19 protein-coding genes are annotated in these 22,465 nt (G+C 68.7%); 7 read left to right on the forward strand and 12 right to left on the reverse strand.

Translation table 11 applies throughout. The features are described 5' to 3' along the window. Nucleotides 1-114: 114 nt before the first annotated feature. Genes rsmB through QZ951_RS10420 form a run of 3 tightly spaced genes read right to left on the reverse strand, consistent with a single transcriptional unit; the run spans nucleotide 115 to nucleotide 3,880 of the window. Nucleotides 115-1,440, reverse strand: a complete 1,326-nt coding sequence (gene rsmB, locus QZ951_RS10410) for a 16S rRNA (cytosine(967)-C(5))-methyltransferase RsmB (protein WP_293000504.1) — start codon at nucleotides 1,438-1,440, stop codon at nucleotides 115-117. Then, nucleotides 1,437-3,191 carry a HAMP domain-containing sensor histidine kinase gene (locus QZ951_RS10415; RefSeq protein WP_293000505.1) on the reverse strand — a complete coding sequence of 585 codons (1,755 nt, stop codon included), beginning with the start codon at nucleotides 3,189-3,191 and terminating at the stop codon, nucleotides 1,437-1,439. Before QZ951_RS10415 ends, rsmB begins: the two co-directional genes overlap by 4 nt. Beyond that, nucleotides 3,188-3,880 carry a response regulator transcription factor gene (locus tag QZ951_RS10420; RefSeq protein ID WP_293000506.1) on the reverse strand — a complete coding sequence of 231 codons (693 nt, stop codon included), beginning with the start codon at nucleotides 3,878-3,880 and terminating at the stop codon, nucleotides 3,188-3,190. Before QZ951_RS10420 ends, QZ951_RS10415 begins: the two co-directional genes overlap by 4 nt. A gap of 272 nt (nucleotides 3,881-4,152) precedes the next feature. Here QZ951_RS10420 and creD point away from each other — a divergent pair, with 272 nt between their 5' ends. Further along, nucleotides 4,153-5,547, forward strand: a complete 1,395-nt coding sequence (gene creD / locus QZ951_RS10425) for a cell envelope integrity protein CreD (protein ID WP_293000507.1) — start codon at nucleotides 4,153-4,155, stop codon at nucleotides 5,545-5,547. Between the two features lie 85 nt (nucleotides 5,548-5,632). On the opposite strand, the gene fmt is transcribed toward creD, so the two are convergent. Together fmt and QZ951_RS10435 are read right to left on the reverse strand one after the other, a co-directional pair. Beyond that, nucleotides 5,633-6,583, reverse strand: a complete 951-nt coding sequence (fmt, locus tag QZ951_RS10430; protein ID WP_293000508.1) for a methionyl-tRNA formyltransferase — start codon at nucleotides 6,581-6,583, stop codon at nucleotides 5,633-5,635. Next, nucleotides 6,580-7,596 (reverse strand): hypothetical protein, encoded by a 1,017-nt coding sequence (locus QZ951_RS10435; RefSeq protein WP_293000509.1) that lies wholly within the window; start codon nucleotides 7,594-7,596, stop codon nucleotides 6,580-6,582. Before QZ951_RS10435 ends, fmt begins: the two co-directional genes overlap by 4 nt. 143 nt (nucleotides 7,597-7,739) lie before the next feature. On the opposite strand from QZ951_RS10435, the gene QZ951_RS10440 reads away from it, so the two are divergent. Continuing rightward, the gene (locus QZ951_RS10440) at nucleotides 7,740-8,441 is read left to right on the forward strand and encodes a pirin family protein (RefSeq protein ID WP_293000510.1); all 702 of its coding nucleotides are present in this window, start codon (nucleotides 7,740-7,742) and stop codon (nucleotides 8,439-8,441) included. 15 nt (nucleotides 8,442-8,456) lie between these two features. Here QZ951_RS10440 and QZ951_RS10445 read toward each other — a convergent pair whose 3' ends face one another. After that, a complete protein-coding gene (locus tag QZ951_RS10445) occupies nucleotides 8,457-9,428 on the reverse strand; it encodes a DUF3187 family protein (RefSeq protein ID WP_293000511.1) in 972 nt (323 codons plus the stop codon). Nucleotides 9,429-9,612: 184 nt separating this feature from the next. On the opposite strand from QZ951_RS10445, the gene QZ951_RS10450 reads away from it, so the two are divergent. The 3 genes from QZ951_RS10450 to QZ951_RS10460 all read left to right on the forward strand — a co-directional run bounded on the left by QZ951_RS10450 (nucleotide 9,613) and on the right by QZ951_RS10460 (nucleotide 13,427). Next, nucleotides 9,613-10,716, forward strand: coding sequence for a 3-deoxy-7-phosphoheptulonate synthase (locus QZ951_RS10450; protein WP_293000512.1), 1,104 nt, complete (start codon nucleotides 9,613-9,615; stop codon nucleotides 10,714-10,716). A gap of 375 nt (nucleotides 10,717-11,091) precedes the next feature. Then, complete coding sequence (locus tag QZ951_RS10455; protein ID WP_293000513.1) at nucleotides 11,092-12,150, forward strand: PHB depolymerase family esterase; 1,059 nt, start codon at nucleotides 11,092-11,094, stop codon at nucleotides 12,148-12,150. A 221-nt stretch (nucleotides 12,151-12,371) separates the two neighbouring features. Beyond that, a complete protein-coding gene (locus QZ951_RS10460) occupies nucleotides 12,372-13,427 on the forward strand; it encodes a PHB depolymerase family esterase (RefSeq protein ID WP_293000515.1) in 1,056 nt (351 codons plus the stop codon). 52 nt (nucleotides 13,428-13,479) lie between these two features. Here the strand turns inward: QZ951_RS10460 and QZ951_RS10465 are convergent, their stop codons facing one another. After that, the gene (locus QZ951_RS10465; RefSeq protein ID WP_293000517.1) at nucleotides 13,480-13,884 is read right to left on the reverse strand and encodes an MGMT family protein; all 405 of its coding nucleotides are present in this window, start codon (nucleotides 13,882-13,884) and stop codon (nucleotides 13,480-13,482) included. After that, entirely contained in the window at nucleotides 13,865-14,278 is a 414-nt protein-coding gene (locus QZ951_RS10470; protein WP_293000518.1) for a nuclear transport factor 2 family protein, read from the reverse strand. The genes QZ951_RS10465 and QZ951_RS10470 overlap by 20 nt, the downstream gene beginning before the upstream one ends. A 212-nt stretch (nucleotides 14,279-14,490) precedes the next feature. Between QZ951_RS10470 and QZ951_RS10475 the strand changes: the two genes are divergently transcribed. Then, a complete protein-coding gene (locus QZ951_RS10475) occupies nucleotides 14,491-15,231 on the forward strand; it encodes a hypothetical protein (protein WP_293000519.1) in 741 nt (246 codons plus the stop codon). Between the two features lie 140 nt (nucleotides 15,232-15,371). On the opposite strand, the gene QZ951_RS10480 is transcribed toward QZ951_RS10475, so the two are convergent. Next, complete coding sequence (locus tag QZ951_RS10480) at nucleotides 15,372-15,890, reverse strand: hypothetical protein (RefSeq protein WP_293000520.1); 519 nt, start codon at nucleotides 15,888-15,890, stop codon at nucleotides 15,372-15,374. 136 nt (nucleotides 15,891-16,026) lie between these two features. Further along, entirely contained in the window at nucleotides 16,027-16,953 is a 927-nt protein-coding gene (locus tag QZ951_RS10485; protein ID WP_293000521.1) for a PhzF family phenazine biosynthesis protein, read from the reverse strand. Nucleotides 16,954-17,210: 257 nt separating this feature from the next. Here QZ951_RS10485 and QZ951_RS10490 point away from each other — a divergent pair, with 257 nt between their 5' ends. After that, on the forward strand, nucleotides 17,211-20,120 hold the full coding sequence (locus QZ951_RS10490; RefSeq protein WP_293000522.1) for a TonB-dependent receptor: 2,910 nt from the start codon (nucleotides 17,211-17,213) through the stop codon (nucleotides 20,118-20,120). 90 nt (nucleotides 20,121-20,210) lie between these two features. Here QZ951_RS10490 and QZ951_RS10495 read toward each other — a convergent pair whose 3' ends face one another. Next, the gene (locus QZ951_RS10495) at nucleotides 20,211-20,756 is read right to left on the reverse strand and encodes a DNA-deoxyinosine glycosylase (protein ID WP_293000523.1); all 546 of its coding nucleotides are present in this window, start codon (nucleotides 20,754-20,756) and stop codon (nucleotides 20,211-20,213) included. A gap of 8 nt (nucleotides 20,757-20,764) precedes the next feature. Further along, nucleotides 20,765-22,408 (reverse strand): hypothetical protein, encoded by a 1,644-nt coding sequence (locus QZ951_RS10500; protein WP_293000524.1) that lies wholly within the window; start codon nucleotides 22,406-22,408, stop codon nucleotides 20,765-20,767. Between the last annotated feature and the right edge of the window lie 57 nt (nucleotides 22,409-22,465).

A 22,465-nucleotide genomic window follows, 5' to 3' on the forward strand; every position in this document is an offset into this window, starting at 1 on the left:
GAAGCGGGCCCGACAGCTCCCCGCCGCCGGTGCGCCCGATTCTAGACCGTCCCTATGTCGAATCGTTCGGCGATAGCGAACGTCAATCGCGAATCGCGCCCGGACGTTGCCGGGTCACGGCACCTTCACCCAGCGCACGTAGTAGAAGCCATCGAAATCGCCACCCGGCTCGATCCGTCGGCCGAGGCCGCAGTCTTCGCCCCACATCGCGTACGGCGACGGGTCGATCACCTGCTCGACCGCTTCCGGCTGCTCGGCCATGAAGGCGCGGGCCACGTCCTCGCCTTCGGCCTTGAGGATCGAGCAGGTGGCGTAGACCAGCACGCCTTGCGGTTTCAGCAGCGGCCACAGCGCGCGCAACAGACGGAGCTGCTGCGCGGCCATCGTCGGGATGTCGGTCTCGCGGCGCAGCCACTTGATGTCCGGATGGCGGCGAATCACGCCGGTGCCGGAGCACGGCGCATCGATCAGGATGCGATCGAACTTCTTGCCTTTCCACCAGCCGGCGGTGTCGGCGGCATCGTGATGGACCAGCATCGCGTCGAGCCCGAGGCGGCCGAGCGTGTCGCGAATGCGCCCGAGGCGCGCGGCTTCGGATTCGATCGCGATGACGTCGAGGCCTTCGCTGCGCTCGATCAGGTGCGCGGTCTTGCCGCCCGGGGCAGCGCAGGCATCGAGCACGCGCATGCCGGGTTCGGCACCGAGCAGGTCGGCGGCGAGCTGCGCGCTCAGGTCCTGCACCGAGACCCGGCCATCGGCGAAGCCCGGAATGCGTTCGACCGGCAGCGGCTCGTTCAGGATCACGGCGTCCGGAGTCGTGCGCGGCAGTAGGTGGCCGATGCCGGCGGTGCTCAGCTCGGCCGCGAAGGCCTCGCGATCGCCGCGACGGCGGTTCACCCGCAGCGTCATCGGTGCCTGCGTGTTGCCGGCCGCGAGCACGCTGCGCCAGGCGCCGGGCCAGTCGCGCTTGATCTGGCGAACCAGCCATTCCGGATACGACTGCCGCACCTCGACATCCGGCGGCAGGGTCGCTTCGATGGCATCGGCCTCACGCTGATAGCGGCGCAGCAGCGCATTGGTCAGGCCTTTCGCCCACGGCTTGCCGAGCACTTCCGCGGCGGCCACGGTTTCGGCCACGGCGGCGTGGGCCGGCACCCGCATCGCGCGCAGTTGATAGACGCCGCAGGCGAGCAGTGCCGCCACCAGCGGTTCCTCGCGCAGCGGCTTCTGCAGCATCCGGCCGACCAGCCAGTTCAGCGTGCTGAACTCGCGGACCACGCCGTAGGCCATCGCCTTGAGCAGCGACAGGTCGGCCGCGGACAGCGGCGCGCTGACCGCGGCCAGCGCGTCATCGAGATTGCGGCCGGTCATCACCGCGGCCACGGCTTTCGCGGCGGCGGCACGGACATTGGTGATGCGTTCGGGGGTGGTGACGGTCATCGGAGGGCAAGGTGCGGGAGACGGATGCGGAAATGGGCACCGCGGCCGGCCGGCACCAGCGCGATGCTGCCGCCGTGGGCCGCGAGCAGCGAGCGGATGATCGGCAGGCCAAGGCCGGTGGAACCGCGCGGGCGGCCGGTGGTGAAGAACGGCTCGAATATCTTAGGCGCGTTGGCCGCGGTGATGCCGATGCCATCGTCGACGATGTCGATCTTCAGCGTGTCCGGGCGATCATCAAGGCCGACCTGCACCAGCACCTGCACGTCCGGCCCGGCGTGCTGGCGCGCGTTGTCGAGCACGGTGGCGACGACGGCGTCGAGCGTTTCCACCGCCATCGGCACCTCGGCATCGAACGCGAAATCGCAGTGCACCGGCAGGCCGCGCTCGCGGAAGCGTTCGGCCACGGCGATGACGGTGGGACGCACGGCGGCATGCTCGTCGCCCGGCTGGGTCATGTCGGCGCGCGCCAGCTCCAGCAGCCGCTGCACGAGGCGTTCGAGGCGCTCCGAATCGTCCGCGAGGATGTTCAGGAAGCGGCTGCGCTCGTCGTCCGACATCGCGTTGCCGTGCTCGCGCAAGAGCTCGACCGAGCCCTGGATCGCGGTCAGCGGCGTCTTGAACTCGTGCGAGACATGCGCGGCGAAATCACGGATGTAGGTGGCGCGGGCTTCGAGCGTCGCCGCCATCACCGCGATGGTGTCGGACAACTCGCCGATCTCGTAGGTGCCGGGCCGGCGCAGCGGCACCACCGCACCCTGCTCGCCGCGCGCGGCGCGGCGGGTCTGTTCGATCAGCGCGCGCACCGGACGGCTGATGGTGAAGCTGGTCAGCAATGACAGGGCCAGCACCACCGCGATCAGCAGCAGGGTGCCGCGCAGCAGCTCGGTGCGCTTGCCGAGCAGCGCCTGCTGGAGGCTGGCCGGTGTCCGCACCAGCAGCACGGCGCCGACCACCTTGCTGTCGATCACGATCGGCACGGCGACGAACACGCGCACCTGCGTGCCGCGACTGATCGAGGCCAGCGGCGGTGGTGGTCGGTTGCCGCTGCCCGCGTCATATCGGCTGCGAAGCGTGCTCACCGGCTCGCCGCGCAGTGCCCGGGCGATCTCGACGAAGCCGAGCATCGAGCGCCGCAGCTCGCGGTCGAAGGTCGATGCGACGATGGTGCCGCGGAAGTCGACGACGCGGATGCCGGCCAGGGTCGTGAACTGCGCGGTGCGCAGGATCGGCTCGATCAGCCGGCCGATCTCCAGCGCCAGCGGATCGCTCGGGCTGTTCGGCGCATCCGGCTCGGGCGGTTTCGGCAGGATCGGGTCGCGCGCCAGATCGAGCTGCAGCGGCCGCGGCCGCCACGGGCTGAAGGTTTCGCCATCGTCATTGCGCAGTGGCAGCGGAAATTCGACCGGAATGCCGTAGTCGGCGACACCCGCAGTCTTGTGCGCCGCCGCCAGCCGCTGGAGCAGCGCCTGATAGGTCGCCGAGATCACCGTGCCCTGCGCCACCAGTTCCGACTCGGTCTGGCGGATCAGCGCACTTTCGTAGATGCGCAGCATCGCGATGCCGGCCAGCGGCAGCACCAGCACCACGAGGTTGATCAGTAACAGAACAGTCCGCAGCCGCGGTCGCTTGAAGCGCTTGCCGGTGTGGCCGCGCAGCAGTTTCTTCAGCAGCGCGCGCCGGCGGGCGTCGTCTTCCCCGGCAACGTCTTCTCGGGCCTTGGCCGAGGTCGACGGCGGCAGCGCCGGCTTCACTCGCAGGGACCGAGCTTGTAGCCGACGCCGTGCAGGGTTTCGATCGGGTCCGCACCGATCGCCGCGAACTTCGCGCGGACCCGGCGCACGTGGCTGTCGATGGTGCGGTCGGCCACGATCTTGTGCAGCTCGTAGGCCGTGTTCATCAGGTGATCGCGCGTGCAGACCTTGCCCGGCCGCGTCATCAGCGTGCGCAGGATGCCGAACTCGGTCAGCGTCAGCACCACGTCGATGTCGTCCCACTCGGCGCGGTAGCGGTCCAGGTCGAGCCGCAGCCGGCCATGCTGCAGCTTCGCGGACTTGCCATCGCCGGCAGGCGCGCCGGTGCGGCGCAGGATCGCCTTGACCCGCGCCACCAGCTCACGTGGCGAGAACGGCTTGGCCACGTAGTCATCGCCGCCGAGTTCCAGGCCGAGAATGCGGTCGATCTCGTCATCCTTGCTGCTGACGAACAGGATCGGCAGATGGCCGTCGGCCGGTTCGCGGCGCAGGCGGCGGCAGACCTCGGTGCCATCCATCTCCGGCATCAGGATGTCGAGGATCAACAGCGCCGGCTTCTCACGCTCGCACAGGCTCAGCGCCTGCCGGCCATCGGCCGCCGTGACCGTGGCGTAGCCGGCCTTCTGCAACGCGAAACAGATGACTTCGCGGATGTGCGGGTCATCGTCGACGACGAGGATTTTCTGCATGCGGCGAGCTTAGCGCGGCGCTTCCGCGCCGTTGCATCGCTGCACCGCAATTGCACGCAAATCCTCGCGCCTTGCACGGGCGCGGCGCGGGGCCGTCATGGCCGGCGCGAACACTGCGGACTCCACTCACCGGTGCTTTCCGACCCCCTGCCGAGGCCTGCCATGCGCATTCGCGTGCTGCTGTTTGCCGCATCGATCCTGACCCTGTTCCTGCTGCCCGCCTGTGTCGCGACGCTGACCGGCGAAACTTCCGCGACGATGGCGGTGACGCCATGAGCGCGCCGTGGTCGCAGCGGCTGCTCGATTCGCCGACGCGGCGGCTGATGCTGATCGGGCTGCTGGTGCTGCTGCTGATGATTCCGGCCTCGATGATTCGCGACGTGGTGACCGAACGCGAGGCGCGGCGCGATGCCGCGGTGGCCGACATCACCGCCAAGTGGGGCGGCGAGCAGCAGCTCACCGGGCCGATCCTGCGCGTGCCGTACACGCGGCAGGTGATCGCGCAGGATGACAAGGGCAAGGCGATCACGCGGCGCGAGTCCGGCGTCGGCTACTTCCTGCCGAAGCGGCTGGCGATCCGCGCCGAGCTGACCACGGAGCGCCGCAAGCGCGGCCTGTTCGAAGTGCCGGTCTATGTCGCCGCGATGCATCTGAGCGGCGCGTTCGAGAAGCCCGATCTCGCGTCGTGGGGCGTGGCGCCGGAAGACATCGACTGGCCGCGCGCCGAGCTGCTGATCGGCCTGACCGAGCCGCGCAGCCTGCGCGCCGATGCTGCGCTGGCGTGGGCCGGCCAGCCGCTGGCGCTGAAGCCGTCGACCGGGCAGTCCGGCAGCTGGGCCGCGCCCGGCATCCATGCGGCGCTCGGGCCCGCCATCGCCGAGTCATTGGCCACGTCAGATCCCGCTGCGCTGACCGCGTTCACGCTCGATCTGACGCTGAACGGCGCACAGGCCCTGCATTTCGCGCCGACGGCCGAGGAAACGACGGTGCAGCTCATGTCCGACTGGCCGCACCCGAGCTTTCAGGGCCAGTGGCTGCCGGGCCGGCGCGAGGTCGTCGACGGGCGCGACACGGCGCAGTGGTCGGTGTCCCACCTCGGCCGCAACTATCCGCAGCGCTGGCGCGAGTCGTCCGAGATCGCCGAGACGGTGCAGGGCACCCGCTTCGGCATGAGCCTGGCGACGCCGCTCGATCTGTATGCGCTGGCCGACCGCAGCACCAAGTACGCGCTGCTGACCCTGGTCTTCACCTTCGCCGTGATCTGGCTGCTGGAAGTGCTGAGCGGCCAGCGCGTGCACCCGATCCAGTACGGCTTCGTCGGCGCCGCGCTGTGCCTGTTCGGGTTGCTGCAGCTGTCGTTCGCCGAGCATTTCGGCTTCAACGCCGCGTTCGCCGTCGCCGCCGGCAGCGTGCTGGTGCTGGTCACGGTCTACAGCCATGGCGTGCTGAAAAGCACGACGCGGGCACTCGCCGTCGGCGGCGTGCTCGGCGGCATCTACGCCTACCTGTTCGTGATCCTGCGGGCCGAGGACTACGCGCTGCTCGGCGGCTCGCTGGCCCTGCTGGCCGGACTGGCGCTGGCGATGTTCGTCACGCGACGGGTCGACTGGTTCGCGACGGATGCGGTGGCATCGAGTGCATCGGGCGTGGCAACGGCGATCAAGTAAACGATGCCCCAAAATCCAGCGTCATTCCCGCGCAGGCGGGAATGACAGGCAAGCGAGGGTCATGGCCCAGCCTGCCGCAGCCGCGTCAGCGGAAGCGCTGCCCCGCCAGCTTCCAGTCGCGGCAGACGAGGCTGGCCGGCAGCGCCTTGCCGCCGGGTTTCTGCAGCTCGGTGACGACCAGCACGCCGTCGACGGTCGCCAGATGCAGGCCGTGGCTGTCGACGGCGAGCACGCTGCCCGGCGGCTCGGCGTTCGCCGACACCGCCAGCGCCCGGGCGTTCCAGAAGCGGATGCGCTCCGGCGCGGCGGCCCCGGCCCCGGTCTCGCCCAACTCGCACCAGGCCACCGGCGCCGGATTGAACGCGCGGATGCGGCGGGCGATCTCGGCGGCTGGGCGGGTCCAGTCAATCCGCGCTTCGTCCTTGCTCAGCTTCTTCGCGTAGGTGACGCCGGCTTCCGGCTGCACCGTGGCCGGCAGGTTACCGGCTTCGAGGCGGGCCAGCGCCTCGACGATCAGCCGGCCGCCGAGCGCGCACAGCGCGTCATGCAGGCTGGCGGCGGTGGTCGTGGCATCGATCGCGACGCGTTCGATTAAGCGCATCGGCCCGGTATCGAGCCCGGCTTCCATCTGCATGATGGTGACGCCGGTCTCCGCGTCGCCGGCTTCGATCGCGCGGGCGATCGGTGCCGCGCCGCGCCAGCGCGGCAACAGACTCGCGTGGATGTTCAGGCAGCCGTGCGTCGGAATGTCGAGCGCGGCCTGCGGCAGGATCAGGCCATACGCGACGACGACCATGATGTCCGGCGCAGCCGCGGCGAGCACCGCGCGGGCGTCGGCATCGAGCTTCAGAAACTTGTGGACGGTGAGGCCCAGCGCCTCGGCCCGCCGTGCCACCGGTGACGCGGTGAGCTTCTGGCCGCGGCCGGCCGGGCGATCCGGCTGGCTCAGCACGGCGACGATCTCGTGCCCGGCGGCGTGCAGCGCATCGAGCGCCGGCACCGCGAATTCCGGCGTGCCGGCGAAGATCAGCCTCATGCGCCGGGTTCCGCACCGGACAGCGGCGCGTACAGCGCCTCGACTTCCACTCGCAGCTCGGCCCGGCTGATGTCGGCCAGCACAGTCAGGCGCGGGCAGTCGGCCGGAAACAGGCGCGCGGCGAGCGCTTCGACCTCGGCCAGATCTTCGCGGCGGCGGACGTAGATCTTCAGCGCTGCCGGCTGCAGGCGCTGGCCGCCGAGCGTTTCGGCCCGGGCCACCAGCGCATCGAGATTCAGCGCCAGCTCGCGCAGCTGCGCGCCGGTGTTCTCCGGATGCTTGCTTTCATGGCCGACGACCGCCGCCGTGCCGGACACGAACAGCTGGCCCCACGGCATCAGCATCGCCCGCGAAAAACTCGGGCTGACCGGGCCGTAGGCGCGCGGATACTCGTAGGCCGGCACCTGGCGCGGGTTCTCGATCCGCGTGCCCGGCACCTTGGCGGCAAGCGCGAACACGATCAGCTGATCCGGCGCGCCCTGGATGCCGACGGCCGTGGCGGCCGGCAGCGGCAGCGCAGGGTCCAGCGCCCGGGCGCGGCCGACACAGAAGCGACGGTAGCGCTCGGCATCCGGATCGGCCGGATTCGGGTTGTCGTTGATCGCGCCGAGGTAGTGCCAGATCTTGACCAGATGCGGATAGCCGCCGTCGGCGACGAGGGCCGCGATCTGGCGATAGACCGCCTCGGACGCCGCTTCCAGCCCGCCGTGCGCGGCTTCGTCGAGCGTCCACACTGCCAACTGCAGCTCGCCGTTCTCGCGGATGCGGGCCCCGAAGGCCTCGCGCGTGGTGACCGGCGCCGCGCCACCGAGCCAGCGCTCGTAGTGCACGGCGCCGTCGTGGCTGGGCAGCGGCAGGCGTACGGCGGCGGCATCGCAGAGCCCGACGCCTGCCCCTGGACCGAGCGCGAACACGCCGAGCAGGCGCGGGTCGTGCGCGGCGGCGTGAGCGTCATAACGGAAAGCGATCGGCAGCGGCTGGCCGGAGGTCGCGCGCAGCGGAATGGTCGACAAAGGCGGCAACAGAATCGTGGAGAGCGGCTAGTTTAAGGTGCCACCCCCGCTTCGGCACGGCGGTGGCCCGCCGAGGCCCGACATTGACCGCGTGCCGCATGCCCCTATAGTCCGGTGATCCCGTTGCCGACTCCGGACCCTCGATGATCACGATTCGCCCCGCCGACACCCGCGGCCACGCCGAGCACGGCTGGCTCGACAGCCATCACACGTTCTCGTTCGGCAGCTGGCACGACCCGAAGCACATGGGCATCGGCCCGCTGCGGGTGATCAATGACGACCGCGTGGTCGGCGGTGCCGGCTTTCCGCCGCATTCGCACAGCGACATGGAAATCATCACCTACGTGCTCGAAGGCGCGCTGAAGCACAAGGATTCCACCGGCGGCACGTCGGTGCTGAAGCCGGGCGAGATGCAGCTGATGACGGCCGGCCGCGGCATCGCCCACAGCGAGATGAACGCCAGCCCGACCGAGCCGGTGCATTTCCTGCAGATCTGGGTGATGCCGGATACCCGCGGCGCGACGCCGGGCTATCAGCAACTGGCGCTGGATGCCGAGGCGCTGCGCCGCGGCTTCCACACCGTGGCCGCGCCGGCGGCCGAGGCGGCACCGTTCCGCATCCTGCAGGACGCGCGGCTGGCCGTGGCGTGGCCTGCGGCCGGGCAGGCGCTGTCGACCCCGCTCAAGTCCGAACGCACGCATTACCTGCATGTGGCGCGCGGTGCCGTCACCCTCGGCGATCAGGCGCTGGCTGCCGGCGATGCCGCGATCATTCGGGGCGAGACGGCACTCGCCGTGATCGCGAACGCCGAATCGGAACTGCTGCTGTTCGATCTCGCCGCCTGACGCCGCCGGCTTGGGTCAGCGGAAGCCGAGCCCGATGTGGATGCTGAAGTCGGGTGAGGAGCTGAGCAGCACGTCTTCCTGTACGCCGAGATCGAGCACGGTGTGCGGGCCCAGCGCGATGCGGCCGCCGAACGCGAGCTGGCCACCGGCGCGGCTCAGGGCATCGATCGACGAGCCCTTGTACAGCGGCGTGTGGGCGTTGAACTGCGCCACCAGCGACAGCCGTCGCAGCACGCGGTAGCCGGCACCGGCACCGCCGAGGCCGACCAGCTTCTTCTGCTGGCCGGCCAGCAGGTCCGCGTCGCCGTTGTACGAGACGCCGCCGGAGACGTAGCCGAACCAGCGCGCCGAGTCGCTGAACGGATCGAAGTCGAACCAGACCGCACCGCCCAGATTGCCGCCCTGCAGCCGGTTGCCGCGCCCGGTCGGGACCTTGGCCAGAGCGCGGAACGCGAAGTCGTCGCGAATGGCGAAGCCGGCGCTCAGTTCGACATCGCCGATGCCGTTGGTGCTGTCAGTGACGTCGACCAGGGTCTGGCCGTTGCGGGTGTAGCGGTAGTTCGTCTGGCGGCGCGGTCGGGTTTCGCGGCCGCCGTTCGGCAGGTTGAACAGGTCGTGCCAGCCTTCGATCACGCCATCGAGCACGCCGCCGTTGGTGAACAGCAGCGGCACGTCGATGCCGAGTTCCACGCCCGGTGCCACGCCCTGCCGCAGGCCGAAGGTCACGCGCTGGGTTTCGCCGTCGATCAGCAGCGCTTCGTCGAGCGCCTGCGCATTGACGAACTCGTTGCTCCAGTCGAGCCGGGCGCTGTAGGCACGCTCGCCGCCATCGAGCACGCGCGCCTCGCCGAGCGTCGGCAATGCGGTGGACCGGCTGAACGCGGCTTCGTTGCGCACCGGCAGCAGCGGTTCGGCATGCGCAATCGGCGCGGCGAGTGCGGTGGCGGCGACGAGACAGGCGGCGATCAGCGGGCGGGGGGCAGTCATGGCGGCAGGTTCGGAGCGGGATCGGAGCGGGGGCGGGGCGGCGCGGGCGTGGCGCGAGGATAAACAAACGGATTGACAGACGGCTGGCGCGGACCCGCGATTTGCCGGGCGGCCATCGCGCCGCGTCGGGGGCCTCTGCTAGCATCCGCGTCCCGGTTTTCGCTGTTTCCACGAGATTTTCGCGATGAACGCTTCCGTTTCGAGCCCGACCACCGCTGCCCCGGCCACCGACAACCTTCGCATCAAGTCGATTCGGGCGGTCGCGGCCCCGTCGCAGGTGCAGGCGGAACTGCCGATCACCGAAGCGGCGGCGCGCACGGTGGAAGTGACGCGGCGTGAAATCCAGGACGTGCTGGCCGGCCGCGACGACCGCCTGCTGGTGATCGTCGGCCCGTGCTCGATCCACGATCCGAAGGCCGCGCTCGAATACGCCGAAAAGCTGAAGGCGATCCGCCCGCAGCTCGCCAAGCATCTGCTGATCGTCATGCGCGTCTACTTCGAGAAGCCGCGCACCACGGTCGGCTGGAAGGGCCTGATCAACGACCCGCACCTCGACGACAGCTACGACATCGACACCGGCCTGCGCATGGCCCGCCAGCTGCTGCTGCAGCTGAATTCCGACGGCATGCCGGCCGGGGTCGAATTCCTCGACATCCTGACGCCGCAGTACATGTCGGACCTCGTGTCCTGGGGCGCGATCGGCGCCCGCACCACGGAATCGCAGCTGCACCGCGAGATGGCCAGCGGCCTGTCGTGCCCGGTCGGCTTCAAGAACGGCACCGACGGCTCGGTCAAGGTCGCGGTCGATGCCGTGCAGTCGGCGCGCGCGCCGCACCGCTTCCTGTCGGCGACCCAGGACGGCCAGATCTCGATCTTCGAGACCGCCGGCAACCCGGACAGCCACGTGATCCTGCGCGGCGGCTCCACCGGCACCAACTTCGACGCCAAGAGTGTCGATGCCGCCGCTGCCGCGATGACCAAGGCCGGCATGCGCCCGGCGGTGATGGTCGACTTCAGCCACGCCAACAGCCGCAAGCAGCATCGGTTGCAGATCGAGGTCGGCCAGGATGTTGCCGGCCAGCTCGCCGCCGGCAGCGACAAGATCGTCGGCGTGATGATCGAGAGCCATCTGGTCGAAGGCCGTCAGGACATCGGCCCGCGTGATGCGATGGTCTACGGCCAGAGCGTGACCGATGCCTGCCTCGCGTGGGACGACACCGCCGACGTGCTGCGCACGCTGGCCGGTGGCGTGGCCGCCCGCCGCGAGCGTCTGGCGCAGAGCGCCTGATCAGTCTCGCGGCGCTTGACCGCCGCCGCTGACCACCGTCGGGTTCACCGACGAGCCTGCCGCGGCGCAGGCTCGCCGGTGCATCGAGCCCTGCACCGCAGCGGATCGATATCTTGCGTTTTGGCGCCATTTCGGCTGCCCGCATGAATGCCCGCACTGTTTTGGCGCACCCTGCGCCGGCGGTGCCGCAGCTGCATGAACAGAAGCGGCCAGGTCCTTGTAGTCAAAAGACCTTATTGGCTTCATGAACGTCCTAGATCAATGTGAATTCCCAGACAGGTAGGCTAGCCTCGGGACAAATTGTTGCCGATCGTGCCGTGTGGCCGGGTCGACGACTCGAAAAATCCATTGCTTTGGCGTTCGGGGCACCTATCCATGCGGTTTGGTCGAATCTGCCAGCGCGGGCTCGCGCTGTTGTCGCTCGCGGCGGTCACGCTTTCCGTCAATGCTGGCGTGCTTTCCAGCCGTCCGGTCGCAGCCGTTGGCGCGTCCGCTGCCACGGCCGGTCCGGACAACTTTGCCGGCCTGAACCTGTTCTTCGACAACCTTGACGCTCTATTCCAGCGGATCGGCGGCAGCTTCGTGCTGCCGGCGGCCGGCACGGTCAATTACGAGGGCTATGTCGAATCCGGCGGTCTGGCGCGCCGCTTTCGGGCGATCCGGCCATCGGTGATTCAGCCCGGCGCACCGATCGTGGTGATGCTGCACCCGCGCAACCTGTCGCCGGAACGCATGGCCAATTACGTCGCAGCCAGCACTCTGACGTCGCGCTTCGGGGCGTGGGTGCTGCTGCCGGAGGCGCTATTCGGCGACTGGAACGATGATCCGAGCAGCGGCATCAACAGCATCGGCAGCCCGAACGATGTCGCGTTCATCCTGCGCATGGTCGATGCCGTGGCCGGGACTTACGGTCTCGACACGCGCCGCGTCTACGTCGCTGGCTATTCGAACGGCGGCTTCATGGGCGAGCGCGTGGCCTGCGAGCGGTCGTCGCGCATCGCGGGGCTGGCCACGGTGGGTGCTTCGTTGCGCGATGTGCTCGGCCGCAGCTGCACGCTGAGCCATCGGCTGCCGGTCGTGCAGTTCCACGGCACCAGTGACCTGATCGTGCCGTACAACGGTGAGCCGACCCTGAAAAGCGCGATCGCCGCGTCCGGCTTCTGGGCGCAGCGCGCCACTTGCGGCGGCGGCACGAGCGTCACCGCGTTGCCGAACCCGGATCCGTTCGATGGCACCTCGGTGACGCTGCTGCGGCAGACCGGTTGCCCATCGAACGCCGAAGTTCGCCTGTATCGGATCAACGGCGGCGGTCACACCTGGCCCGGTTCGACCTACGCGCTGTACACCGCCGGCTACGGCCGTACGTCGCAGGAAATCGATGCGACGCTGGAATTGTGGAACGTGCTGTCGCCGTATTCATCGCCGGCGCCCTGAGTCCCGCCGCAACGTCGCTCGGAACGTTCGCTCGCACAGGCTGAATGCCCAGGCGAGCGCTGGGGACCGTGACTGGCGGGTCATCGGCCTGTCGTAATTTCTTCGCGTCCCGACGGATGGAACGTCATCCGGCTTGCTCTGCGGAATCGTGTGACGGATTGTTGAAATCGATTGCGTGCCAGTGAGAGGCGCAACGTTCAACCCAGCTCAGGGAGTCATCGATGATCCGTCACTCGTCTTCGGCGAGGCTTGCGCGTATCTGCGCGCTGGCCGCCGCCACTGCCATGGCCGCGTTCTCGTCCACCGCCGCGCAGGCGCAGGGCGCCACCGTCAACGGCGCACTCGGCACCGTCACCAACAATGTCTCGACCGTCGTCCGCGATGTCTCGCTGGCGCTGCCGCCGTTCCGGATCAATCCGGTGGCCGGCACCACCAGCTTCCAGGCGTCGCTGACCTGGCAGGGCGTCGCCCGCGTCTATTACGTGATCCGGCCGGACACGATCACGCCGAATGCCCCGGCGCTGTTCCTGCTGCACGGACGCGGCATGACCGCCGATCGCATGGCGAACTACACCGCCGCCGGCGAACTGACCCGCAGCTTCGGCGTCTGGGTGTTCCTGCCGCAATCCAGCGGCAGCGCTGGCGAATGGGCCAATGATCCGTCGGTGACCGGCGCGCCGGACGACGTCGGTTTCCTCAACGCGCTGATGGATGTCGCGGTGTCGCAGCATCAGGTCAATCCGCGCCGTCTGTACTTCGCCGGCCTGTCGAGCGGCGGTTTCATGTCGGAACTGATGGCCTGCCGCCATTCCGATCGCATCGCCGCGATCTTTTCGGTGGCCGCCGCGATCCGGTCGTCGGTGCGGCCGTTGTGCACCGCCACCCGGCCGCTGCCGGTCGGGCTGATCAATGGCATCGCCGACACCGTCGTGCCGTTCGACGGCATCGCCGCGTTCACCGCGAACACGCCGCCGAACCTGACCGGCGCGCAGGACACCGCCGCGTTCTGGGGCGAACGCAACGGCTGCGCGATCGGCCCGGTGGAGATGCTGGCCCAGCCGGACATCTCCAACGACACCACCACGGTCACGCGCCGTCGCTATCTCGGCTGCCCGGCCGCGGCGCCGATCACGATGTACACGGTCACCAACGGCGGCCACACCTGGCCGGGCACCCCGTTCGCCACCTACACCGTCGGCCTCGGTGCGACGACCCAGGACATCAACGCCACGGCCCTGGCGTGGGAGTTCATGAGCCCGTTCCAGACGCCGCCGTGATCGCCCGCCTGCGCGCCGCCCGGCTGCGGCGCGCAGGCGCAGCGGTTGCCGATCAGTCGATCAGCGGCGATTCCCCGCCGCCCGCCTGCCAGCCGTAGCGGCGCAGGCTGACCCGTTCGTTCGCGAACACCACCCCTTCGGCGCGCAGCCGCCGCTTCTGTTCGCGGTGCGCCTCGCTGAACGTCGGCAGCGAAATCTGCCCCGCGGCATTGATCACGCGATGCCACGGCGTGTTCGCGCCGGCCTCCAGCAGTCCGCCGAGCACCCGGCCGACCAGCCGGGCACGGCCCGGATAGCCGGCAAGCCACGCGATCTGGCTGTAGGTGGCGACGCGGCCGGACGGTATCCGGGCGACGGTGTCGAGGATCGCGCGGCGTGCGAGATCGGACTCGCTCGGTGCCAGCGGCTGCTCGCGCGGCCCGGCCGCGGCCGGCGAATCAGGACGCCGGCGCGCCATAGAGGGCGGTGCCGATGCGGGCGAGACCGTGGTCGTCGAGGTCGAGGATCTCGGCCGCCAGCAGTCGCTGCGGGCCGAGTTCGGCGATGTAGCGGATGGTCAGCGTGCGCGAAGCACCATCCCAGTTCACCGCGTCGAGCGTGAAGCGCAGGACCGTGATCTGGCCCAGCGCCGCGTGCCAGTACGCGGCGAGATCGGCCTTGCCGCGCACGGTGCCGTTGCCGGTGATGACGGCGGCCTTCGGACTGCGGAACTCGACGTTGTCGGCGAAGCGCGCCAGCACGGCATCGACATCGCGGGCGTTCCACGCGGCGATCCAGCCGCGGGCCCAGGCTTCGGCCCAGTCGCGGCTCCAGCGTGCCGGCGCAGCGGCGGTGATGTCAGCAGGATTCACGTCCTTTCTCCCGAAGCCCCTGACCGGCGAGGTCCGGCCACTGATCTGCCGGATAGTACCGTTGACGACGCGAAACGGGCTCCCGACACTGGCCTGAACAGCCGTTCAGGACGGGTTCAGTCTGCCGCCTTCATCCTGTGCCCGTCGATTCGCCAAGCCTGTCGCTGCTGGTCGGATCGCAGCCCCAACCACTTGATTTCCCGGAGCAAAAGATGGACCGCAAGCTGATTCCGACGGCGCTCTCGACCGTCATCGCCGCTACCCTGTTTGCCACTGCAGCCCCGTCGTTCGCGCTCGGCAAGGGCGCGCTGGATGTCGGCGCCGGTGCCGGCGTCGGCGTGTCGGCCGGCGGCCTGAATGTCGGCACCGATCTCGACGCGCGAGCCCGCCTCGACGCCGAAGCGGCCGCGAAGGCCAAGCTCGATGCCGAAGCCGCTGCGAAGGCCGCGGTGGATGCCAAGGCCAGCGCCGCAACCGGCGCCGCCGCTTCGACCGCCGCCGGTGCTGCGGCTGACGCCAATGTCGGCGTCGGCGCCAGCGGCGGCCTCGGCCTCGGCGGTGCCCTGAAAGGCACCGGCGGCGCGCTGAAGGGCGCGGCGAAGTCGACCACGGGTGCGGTCAAGGGCACCGTCGGTGCCACCACCGGTGCCGTCAAGGGCGCGGCCGGCGCCACGGTCGACGCCGGCAAGAGCGCGGCGGGTGCCACGGTCGATGCGACCAAGAGCACCGTGAAGGCGGGCGCCGGTGTCGCGACCGACGCGGCCGTCGGCACCAAGGCGGCAGTGACCTCGACGGCCGCGGGTGCGGCGGGTGCCGCGAAGGCCACCGCCGGGGCTGCGACCTCGGCGGCGTCGACCGCTGCCTCGGCGAAGGTCGATGCCGCGGCCGCAGCCGGTGCCGGTGCCGCGAAGGTCGACGCCAAGGTTGAAGCGGGCGCAGCGGTCAAGCCCTGAGCTGACACGCCGTCCGGCCGGGCCGCGCAGCCCGGTCGGACCGTGACGCGAAGGGATGTCGCAAAAAAAGCGGCCGGGCAACCGGCCGCTTTCTTGTTTCAGGATCGGGCGCGAGATTCGTCGCGTCCGCTGCCGCGCGCTCAGGCGCTGTGCAGCTGCCGGTAGATCTCGTCGCGCAGCGGGCCGGACGCCCACTTCACCAGCGACGACGGGCAGTACTGGGCCGGCGCGAAGCCGGCCGCAATCCGGAACAGATCGGACGTGATCCGCTCGATGCCCGAGCGATAGCCCTTGAACAGGTCGGACTCGTTCGCGTGCATCGACTTCAGCGACGCCAGCAGCACGTTGACCGGCACGTAAGGGGCGATGCGATCGAGAATCCGCTCGACCAGCGCCAGATCCTTGTCGTTCGGGCCTTCATCGAGCACGACGCTGACCAGCTTCGGGTTGCCGCCGGTGCGGTTCGCCGATTCCTTGCGCAGCTTCGGGTCGCGGGCGTAATAGGCAGCCACGGCGAGAATGATGAACAGCTCGTCGTAGGAATCCTCGGTGAAGTTGATGTCGTCCGGGATCAGGCCTTTCAGCGCCGGCTTCAGCGCCGCGAGCAGGCCGGGGAACTCTTCGTCCAGCCGGGCAATGCGGCGGAAGGATGCGGTCATCGATGACTCTCCATGAATGGCAGGTCCGTGAACTATGCACGGCCTTTGCCAAAGTATAGCGGTGGCTTTCGGCGCTTCGCGCATTCCACGTGATGCGGGTCGTGCTGGCGATGCGAAATCGCCTGCGCGCAGCGACTCAGACCGGAATCGTGCCGTCGAGCATGCGCACGGCATGGCCGCCAACGCGCACGGCGGTCACGGCACCGGCGACCTTGTCGACCTCGATCAGCAGCAGACTCGGCCGGCCCATCTCCAGACCCTGATGGATCGGCCAGCGCAGCGTGCCGTCAGTCATCGGCGATTCCAGCCCGAGCCGCCCGGCCAGCGCCACCGCGGCCGAGCCGGTGGCCGGGTCTTCGACCACGCCGGAGCCCGGCGCGAACATGCGCGCGCGCAGTTCGCCGTCGTAGCCGCGGGCGTATACGTACACGTGGTGCGCCCAGGCCTGCGCCAGCGCGCGGCGCCAGAGTTCGACATTGAACGCGATGCCGGCCAGCAGTTCCGGCGAGCGCAGCGGCACCAGCACGTATGGCACGCCGCAGCTGCAGGCGCGCGGCGCTTCGTCGTAGCCCTGCCCGCTCGCGCCGATATCGTCGGCGGCCAGCCCGAGCATCGCGGCCAGCACCGCGTTCGATGGCACATCCTCAACACCATTCGGACTCCACGCCGGCAGCACGGCAGTGGTCAGTTCGCCGAACAGCGGCCGGCCGGCTTCGCGCACGACGCGCACCGGCACCAGGCCGACGTTTTCCTCGAGCACGAAGCGCACGTCGTCGCCCTGCGGCGCCAGCCCGAGTTCGGCCAGCAGGCAGGCCGTGCCGACCGTGGGATGGCCGGCGAATGGCAGTTCGACATCGGGCGTGAAGATGCGGACCTTGAACTGCGCCTGCGCGTGATTGGCGGCCTGCACGAACACGGTTTCGGACAGGTTGAACTCGCGCGCCATGGTCTGCATCTGGCGCGTGTTCAGGCCATCGGCCGCCAGCACCACGGCCAGCGGATTGCCGCCGTAACGGCGATCGGTGAAGACATCGAGCGTGTGGAAGGCGAGTCGGTCGGTCATCGGCGCGGCGAAGTCGAAGGTGAAGCGGAACCCGCGGGCGCGACACCCGGTGGCCCCGACGGTCTTTGACGATACCCGGGGACACGCTTCACCGCGAGCCGTTCCCGGATTTGTCATCGCCGTGTAATGTCGGTGTCAAGACCGGCGCGCTTCGGGGGCGTTACGCGCCGGGATCACTCACCAGCCTGTCGTCGTGCAGCAGCTTTCCGGCCCATGCCGGACTGCCGCGCGTGGCTCACCAATGAAGGGGATACCGCATGAAAGACGGAACCAGACCGGCGCGACGGAACCGCGCCATCCTGCTCGGCTCGGCACTGCTCGGCAGCAGCCTTGCCGCCGGCACGGCGCAGGCGCAGCAGGCCGCCGCGGCCGACGCACCGACCGCCACCAAGCTGCAGGCGGTGGAAGTCACCGGCTCGCGCATCAAGAAATCCGAAGGCACGGGCGAAACGCCGGTGCTGACCCTGACCGCCGCGGAGCTTCAGGCCACCGGCATCACCTCGATCGGCGACATCATCCAGCGCCTCGGCGTCAGCGGCTCGTCGCTGAACACCAAGTTCAACTCGGCCGGCAACTTCGGCTTTCCGGCGGATGGCGGCGGCGTCGGCTCCGGCTCCACGACCATTTCGCTGCGCAACCTCGGCGCGCAGCGCACGCTGATCCTGGTCGACGGCCTGCGTTGGGTGAACGAATCATCGGCGTCCGGCGTGTCCGGCGCGGTCGATCTGAACACCATCCCGTTCAGCGCCATCGAGAAGGTCGAGATCCTGACCGACGGCGCCTCGTCGCTGTACGGCTCGGATGCGATCGGCGGCGTCGTCAACATCATCACCAAGAAGAGCCAGAAAGGCGCGCTCGCCAGGGTCTATTACGGCGATTACGAGACCGGCAACGGCCAGACCTACACCGGCAACCTGTCGCTCGGCGTCAAGGAGAAGGCCTACGAGTTCTTCGTCGACCTGTCGCACTACCGCCAGCGCGAAATCAGTTCGTCGGCCACCGATCAGTCGAGCTTCCCGATTCCGGGCACCGGCACGACGTTCGGCAGCTCGTCGACCGCCTTCGGGCGTCAGGTGTTCTTCCCGAACGGCAACAACACCTACGGCGGCCTGTGCCCGCTGACCGACACCAACGGCGACAACATTCCGGACACCGCGTTCTGCAACATCACGCCGAACGGCGTGAATTCGACGTTCCCGAGCCAGTATCACGGCTTCACCGATGCCGATCGCTTCAACTTCGCACCGTTCAACCTGCTGCTGACGCCAAGCCAGCGCAGCGCCGTGTTCACGCACGGCCGCTACAACGTCAACGACAACGTGCGTTTCTACGTCAAGGGCCTGTACCAGTCGCGCAAGTCGGTCAATCAGGCGGCACCGGAACCGATCTTCCTCGGCCCGGGCGCCGGCACCGGCGGCCTTGCCGATACCGTCGGCATCGACGCGACGAATCCGTTCAATCCGTACGGCTACTCGCTGGATTCGTCGAACCTCGTGCTGTTCGCGCGGCGACCGGTCGAAGGCGGGCCGCGCGTGTTCCAGCAGGATGTCAGCACCCGCTACTTCAACACCGGCTTCGACGGCTCGTTCGAAGTGTTCGATCGCTTCTTCGCCTGGGACGTGAACTACGTAAACAGCGTCAATTCCGCCGAACAGCGCATCAACGGCACCTACAACATCCGCCGCATCGCCAACGCGCTGGGGCCGATCGCCAACTGCGTGGCGCCGTGCGTGCCGCTGAACCTGTTCGGCGGTCCGGGCACGATCACGGCGGAGCAGCTGAACTACATCTCGTTCATCGAACGCGATTCCAGCCGTCAGACGCTCGACCAGGTCACGCTGAACCTGTCCGGCACCATCGTCCCGCTGCCGGCCGGCACGCTCGACTTCGCCACCGGCTACGAGCACCGCAAGCTGTCCGGCTCGTACTCGCCGGATGCCGTGGTCACCGCCGGCGAATCGAACGGCGTGCCGAGCCTGCCGACCAGCGGCCGCTACTCGGTCGACGAGTTCTACGTCGAATTCGCAGTGCCGCTGCTGAACAAGCAGCCGTTCGCCAAGCGGCTGGACCTGAGTCTGGCCTCGCGCCTGTCGGACTACTCGACGTTCGGCACCACGATCAAGAGCAAGGTCGGCCTGCGCTGGCAGCCGGTCACCGACCTGACCCTGCGCGGCACCTACGCGGAGGGGTTCCGGGCGCCGTCGATCGGTGAATCGTTCGGCTCTCCGGCGCGTTTCGATGCCTCGATCGAGGATCCGTGCTCCGGTGCCACCGGCGCCACCGCCACCACCTGCCAGCAGGTGTTCGGCACGCCGGTCGGCTTCCAGCAGGCCAACACGCAGATCTCGATCCGCACCGGTGGCAACGCCAATCTCGATGCCGAAACCTCGCGCAGCTACACCGCGGGACTCGTCTACAGCCCGTCATGGGCGGAGAAGCAGGCCTGGTCGGATCGCATCGATCTGGAACTGACCTTCTACAAGCACAAGGTCAAGAACGCGATCCAGTCGCCGGATGCCCAGACCCAGCTCAATCGCTGCGTCGCCAGCGGCGATCCGAACTCGACGTTCTGCCAGGGCATTTCGCGCGGCAGCAGCGGCGACATCAACGGTTTCGACTCGACCTTGCGCAACCTCGGCGTGATCGAGACCCAGGGCTACGACATCGGCATCGGCTGGAACAGCCCGCGCTACGCGTTCGGCAAGTTCAACATCAACTGGAACACGACCTACATCGAGAACTACCGCGCGGTGGCCACCGACACCGGTCTGGAAGAACCGCGCGGCGTCGGCAATGAGGTCAGCGACAGCGGCATTCCGCGCTGGAAGTCGACCATCACCACCAACTGGAACCTGGCGCCGTTCACCGCAGGCTGGACCATCCGCTACATCTCGCCGCTGCGCGAGCTGTGCGGTGATGCCGCGGCCTTCCCGGTGTGCAGCGATCAGGCTGCCGGCGTCAATCGCTTCGACCCGGTCGTCTACCACGACTTCCGCGCCGGCGTGACCCTGCCGATCCCGTACAAGCCGGAACTGACCGCGGGCGTCAACAACGCCTTCAACGCCGGCCCGCCGACCTGCGTCAGCTGCTCGCTGAACGGCTACGACGCCTCGAACTACGACCTGCCGGGCCGCTTCGCCTATGTCCAGGCAACCGTGAAGTTCTGAGCGTCTCGGGGGCTTGATGGACCAGCAAGGGCCGCGATTGCGGCCCTTGCTGTTTGTGGTGCCGACACCGAAGCCGTTACGGCGGGCGACCTAGTCGCGAGCAGTCGAAACAAGCTCGCGCAAGCGCAGCCACGCCGCCCGCTTGGCGTCGAGGCTCATGCCGGCGTTGGCCGGGCTGGTCGATGGCAGATCGATCAAGTCGATGTCCGACAGCCGCGTGGCCAATGGCCCGACCACATGCCGCCGGAATGCCGACTGCGCCGCGCCGCCGTTCAGCGCGATCGCTCGCAGTTCCGGATGGCGATCGAGAAAGCCGGCGAAATCATTGGCGACCTCGGTTTCGCGGACGATGCTGGAATCGAGGCTCCCGGGCCGCTCACAGGCCCGCAGCACATCCCACAGCGCCACCCCCTGCGCATTGAGCCGCGCCAGCCGTTCGGCATACGGCAGCGCGTGCGGCACGCCGAACAGCAGCGCCATCATCGGCCAGAACTGATTGCGCGGATGGGCGTAGTACTGCCCCGCGCGCAGCGATGCCACACCGGGCATCGAGCCGAGGATCAGCAGCCGGGCGGAGGACGGCTCCGCCGGGGGGAAGCTTTCGACCTGCGCCGGGTTCGTGACCCGCACGTCCACTGCCACCCTCAGTTGAAACTGCCGCCGGTGATCCGGCCCTCGGCGTTCAGCTCCGGGAAGAAGCGGCTGCGATCGGCGCGGAATTCGCGGGTCGTGATCGTGCCGGGCCTGACCACGAACACCTTCGGGTAGCGCGAGGCGAACTGCTCGATCGTCGGCTGGGTGGCGATGAAGCGGTCGAAGTCGGCGAGGTCGTTGACGTCGGCGGGTGCGGCCTTGAGCGCCGCGCCGGCATCGGCGACGAGCGTCGGGCGTTCGCTCAGCATCGACGGCGTGCGCGGCAGCGAGATCAGCTTGAAGAACTGCTGCCACTGTTCCGGCGAACCGGCAGTCTTGTTGCCATTGCCTTCGACATAGCCGCGCACCAGTTCTTCGCCCCAGGTGTAGTTGATGATGTAGGCGCGGTACTTGTCGATGAAGGCGATGCGCTGGGTCGCACGTTCCGGCGAGTACAGCAGGTTCTTCTGCAGCCAGACCTTGGTCTCGTCGACCGTGGCCTTGCCGTCGAGATAGCGGCGCGCCGCCTCGATGCCGGCCGGCACCAGTTCGCGCGCAGCAGCCACCACTTTCAGGTAGCGGTCGGCATCCTTCGGGTTCAGCCCGGCGGCGCGAAACAGTTCCTGGGTGAACGCGAGCTTGTCAGCGCCCGGAAAGGCGAGGCCGACGCCGAAATCGGCCGTGCCTTCGGCAATCAGCGACTGCGGCGAGAACAGCGGATAGACCGTGTACTCCGGCCAGTTCTGGCCGAGGACCAGTCCGTTCTCGAGCAGCGTGTTGTAGACGTGATGGCCCGGATAGCCCTCGTGCGAGGCCAGTTCGATCACGCGGGCGACCGGAATCGGCAGGTCGGTGTTGACCTCGATCCGGCTCTGAAGCTTGCCCTGATACCAGTTGTAGGCGCTCCACGGCTTGCCGGTGACGAAACTCAGGCGGAAGTTTTCGCTGATCGGCACCGGCATGTGGTTGTAGGCGCGAACCCGGGCTTCCTCGATCGCCAGATTCATCACCTTCTCGAGCTTGGCCTTCGGTACGGCGAAGCGTTCGACATAGCGGTTGTAGCGCTCGCTCAGGCTGCGGGCCTGGTCGCCCTTCTGCTTCGGCAACAGGGCCTCGATGCGGGCGAGGATCGGCGCGAAGCGCGATTCGTCGTAATGCGGCGCTTCCGTGTCGTACAGCAGGCGTGCTTCCTCGTCGAAACTGAACGTCTTGCCCTGCAGCATCTGCGCGCGGGCGATCAAGGCACCGAGCTGCTTCTTGAGATAGGCGCGGCGCAGGTCGACCAGTTCCGGCCGGGTCTGGAACTGCGGGCTCGGCGCGCGATCGACTTCCGCCAGCAGCGGTGTCGCGGCAGCCTCGATCTGCGCGGGTGTGGCGGCCTGCCGCTTCACCTCGTCGCGAATCGCGGCCGGGCCGTAGTAGGCGTCGACATAGTCCGGATCGTGCTCGCCCAACGCCAGCACCAGGCGGACGTACTGCTCGGCAAGTTGGTTCAATGTGGGGTTCACGGTGCGCTGGCTCGGCGGGGCGGCGGAATCAACGGGTGCGGCGTGGGCGGCGAAGGCCAGCGGCAGCAGTGCGCCGACGACGACGGCCACCACCGTGCGCGAAAGTCCGCGGAAGCGCCGCGGGCGGGTTGTCTGGAGGAGGGTCATGGCACGCGCACGGGTTGGAAGTCTGTGGAAAGACAGGATTTTCGTATCATGGTTCGG

It is taken from the genome of Nevskia sp. (genome assembly GCF_021732705.1).
Lineage (GTDB): Bacteria > Pseudomonadota > Gammaproteobacteria > Nevskiales > Nevskiaceae > Nevskia.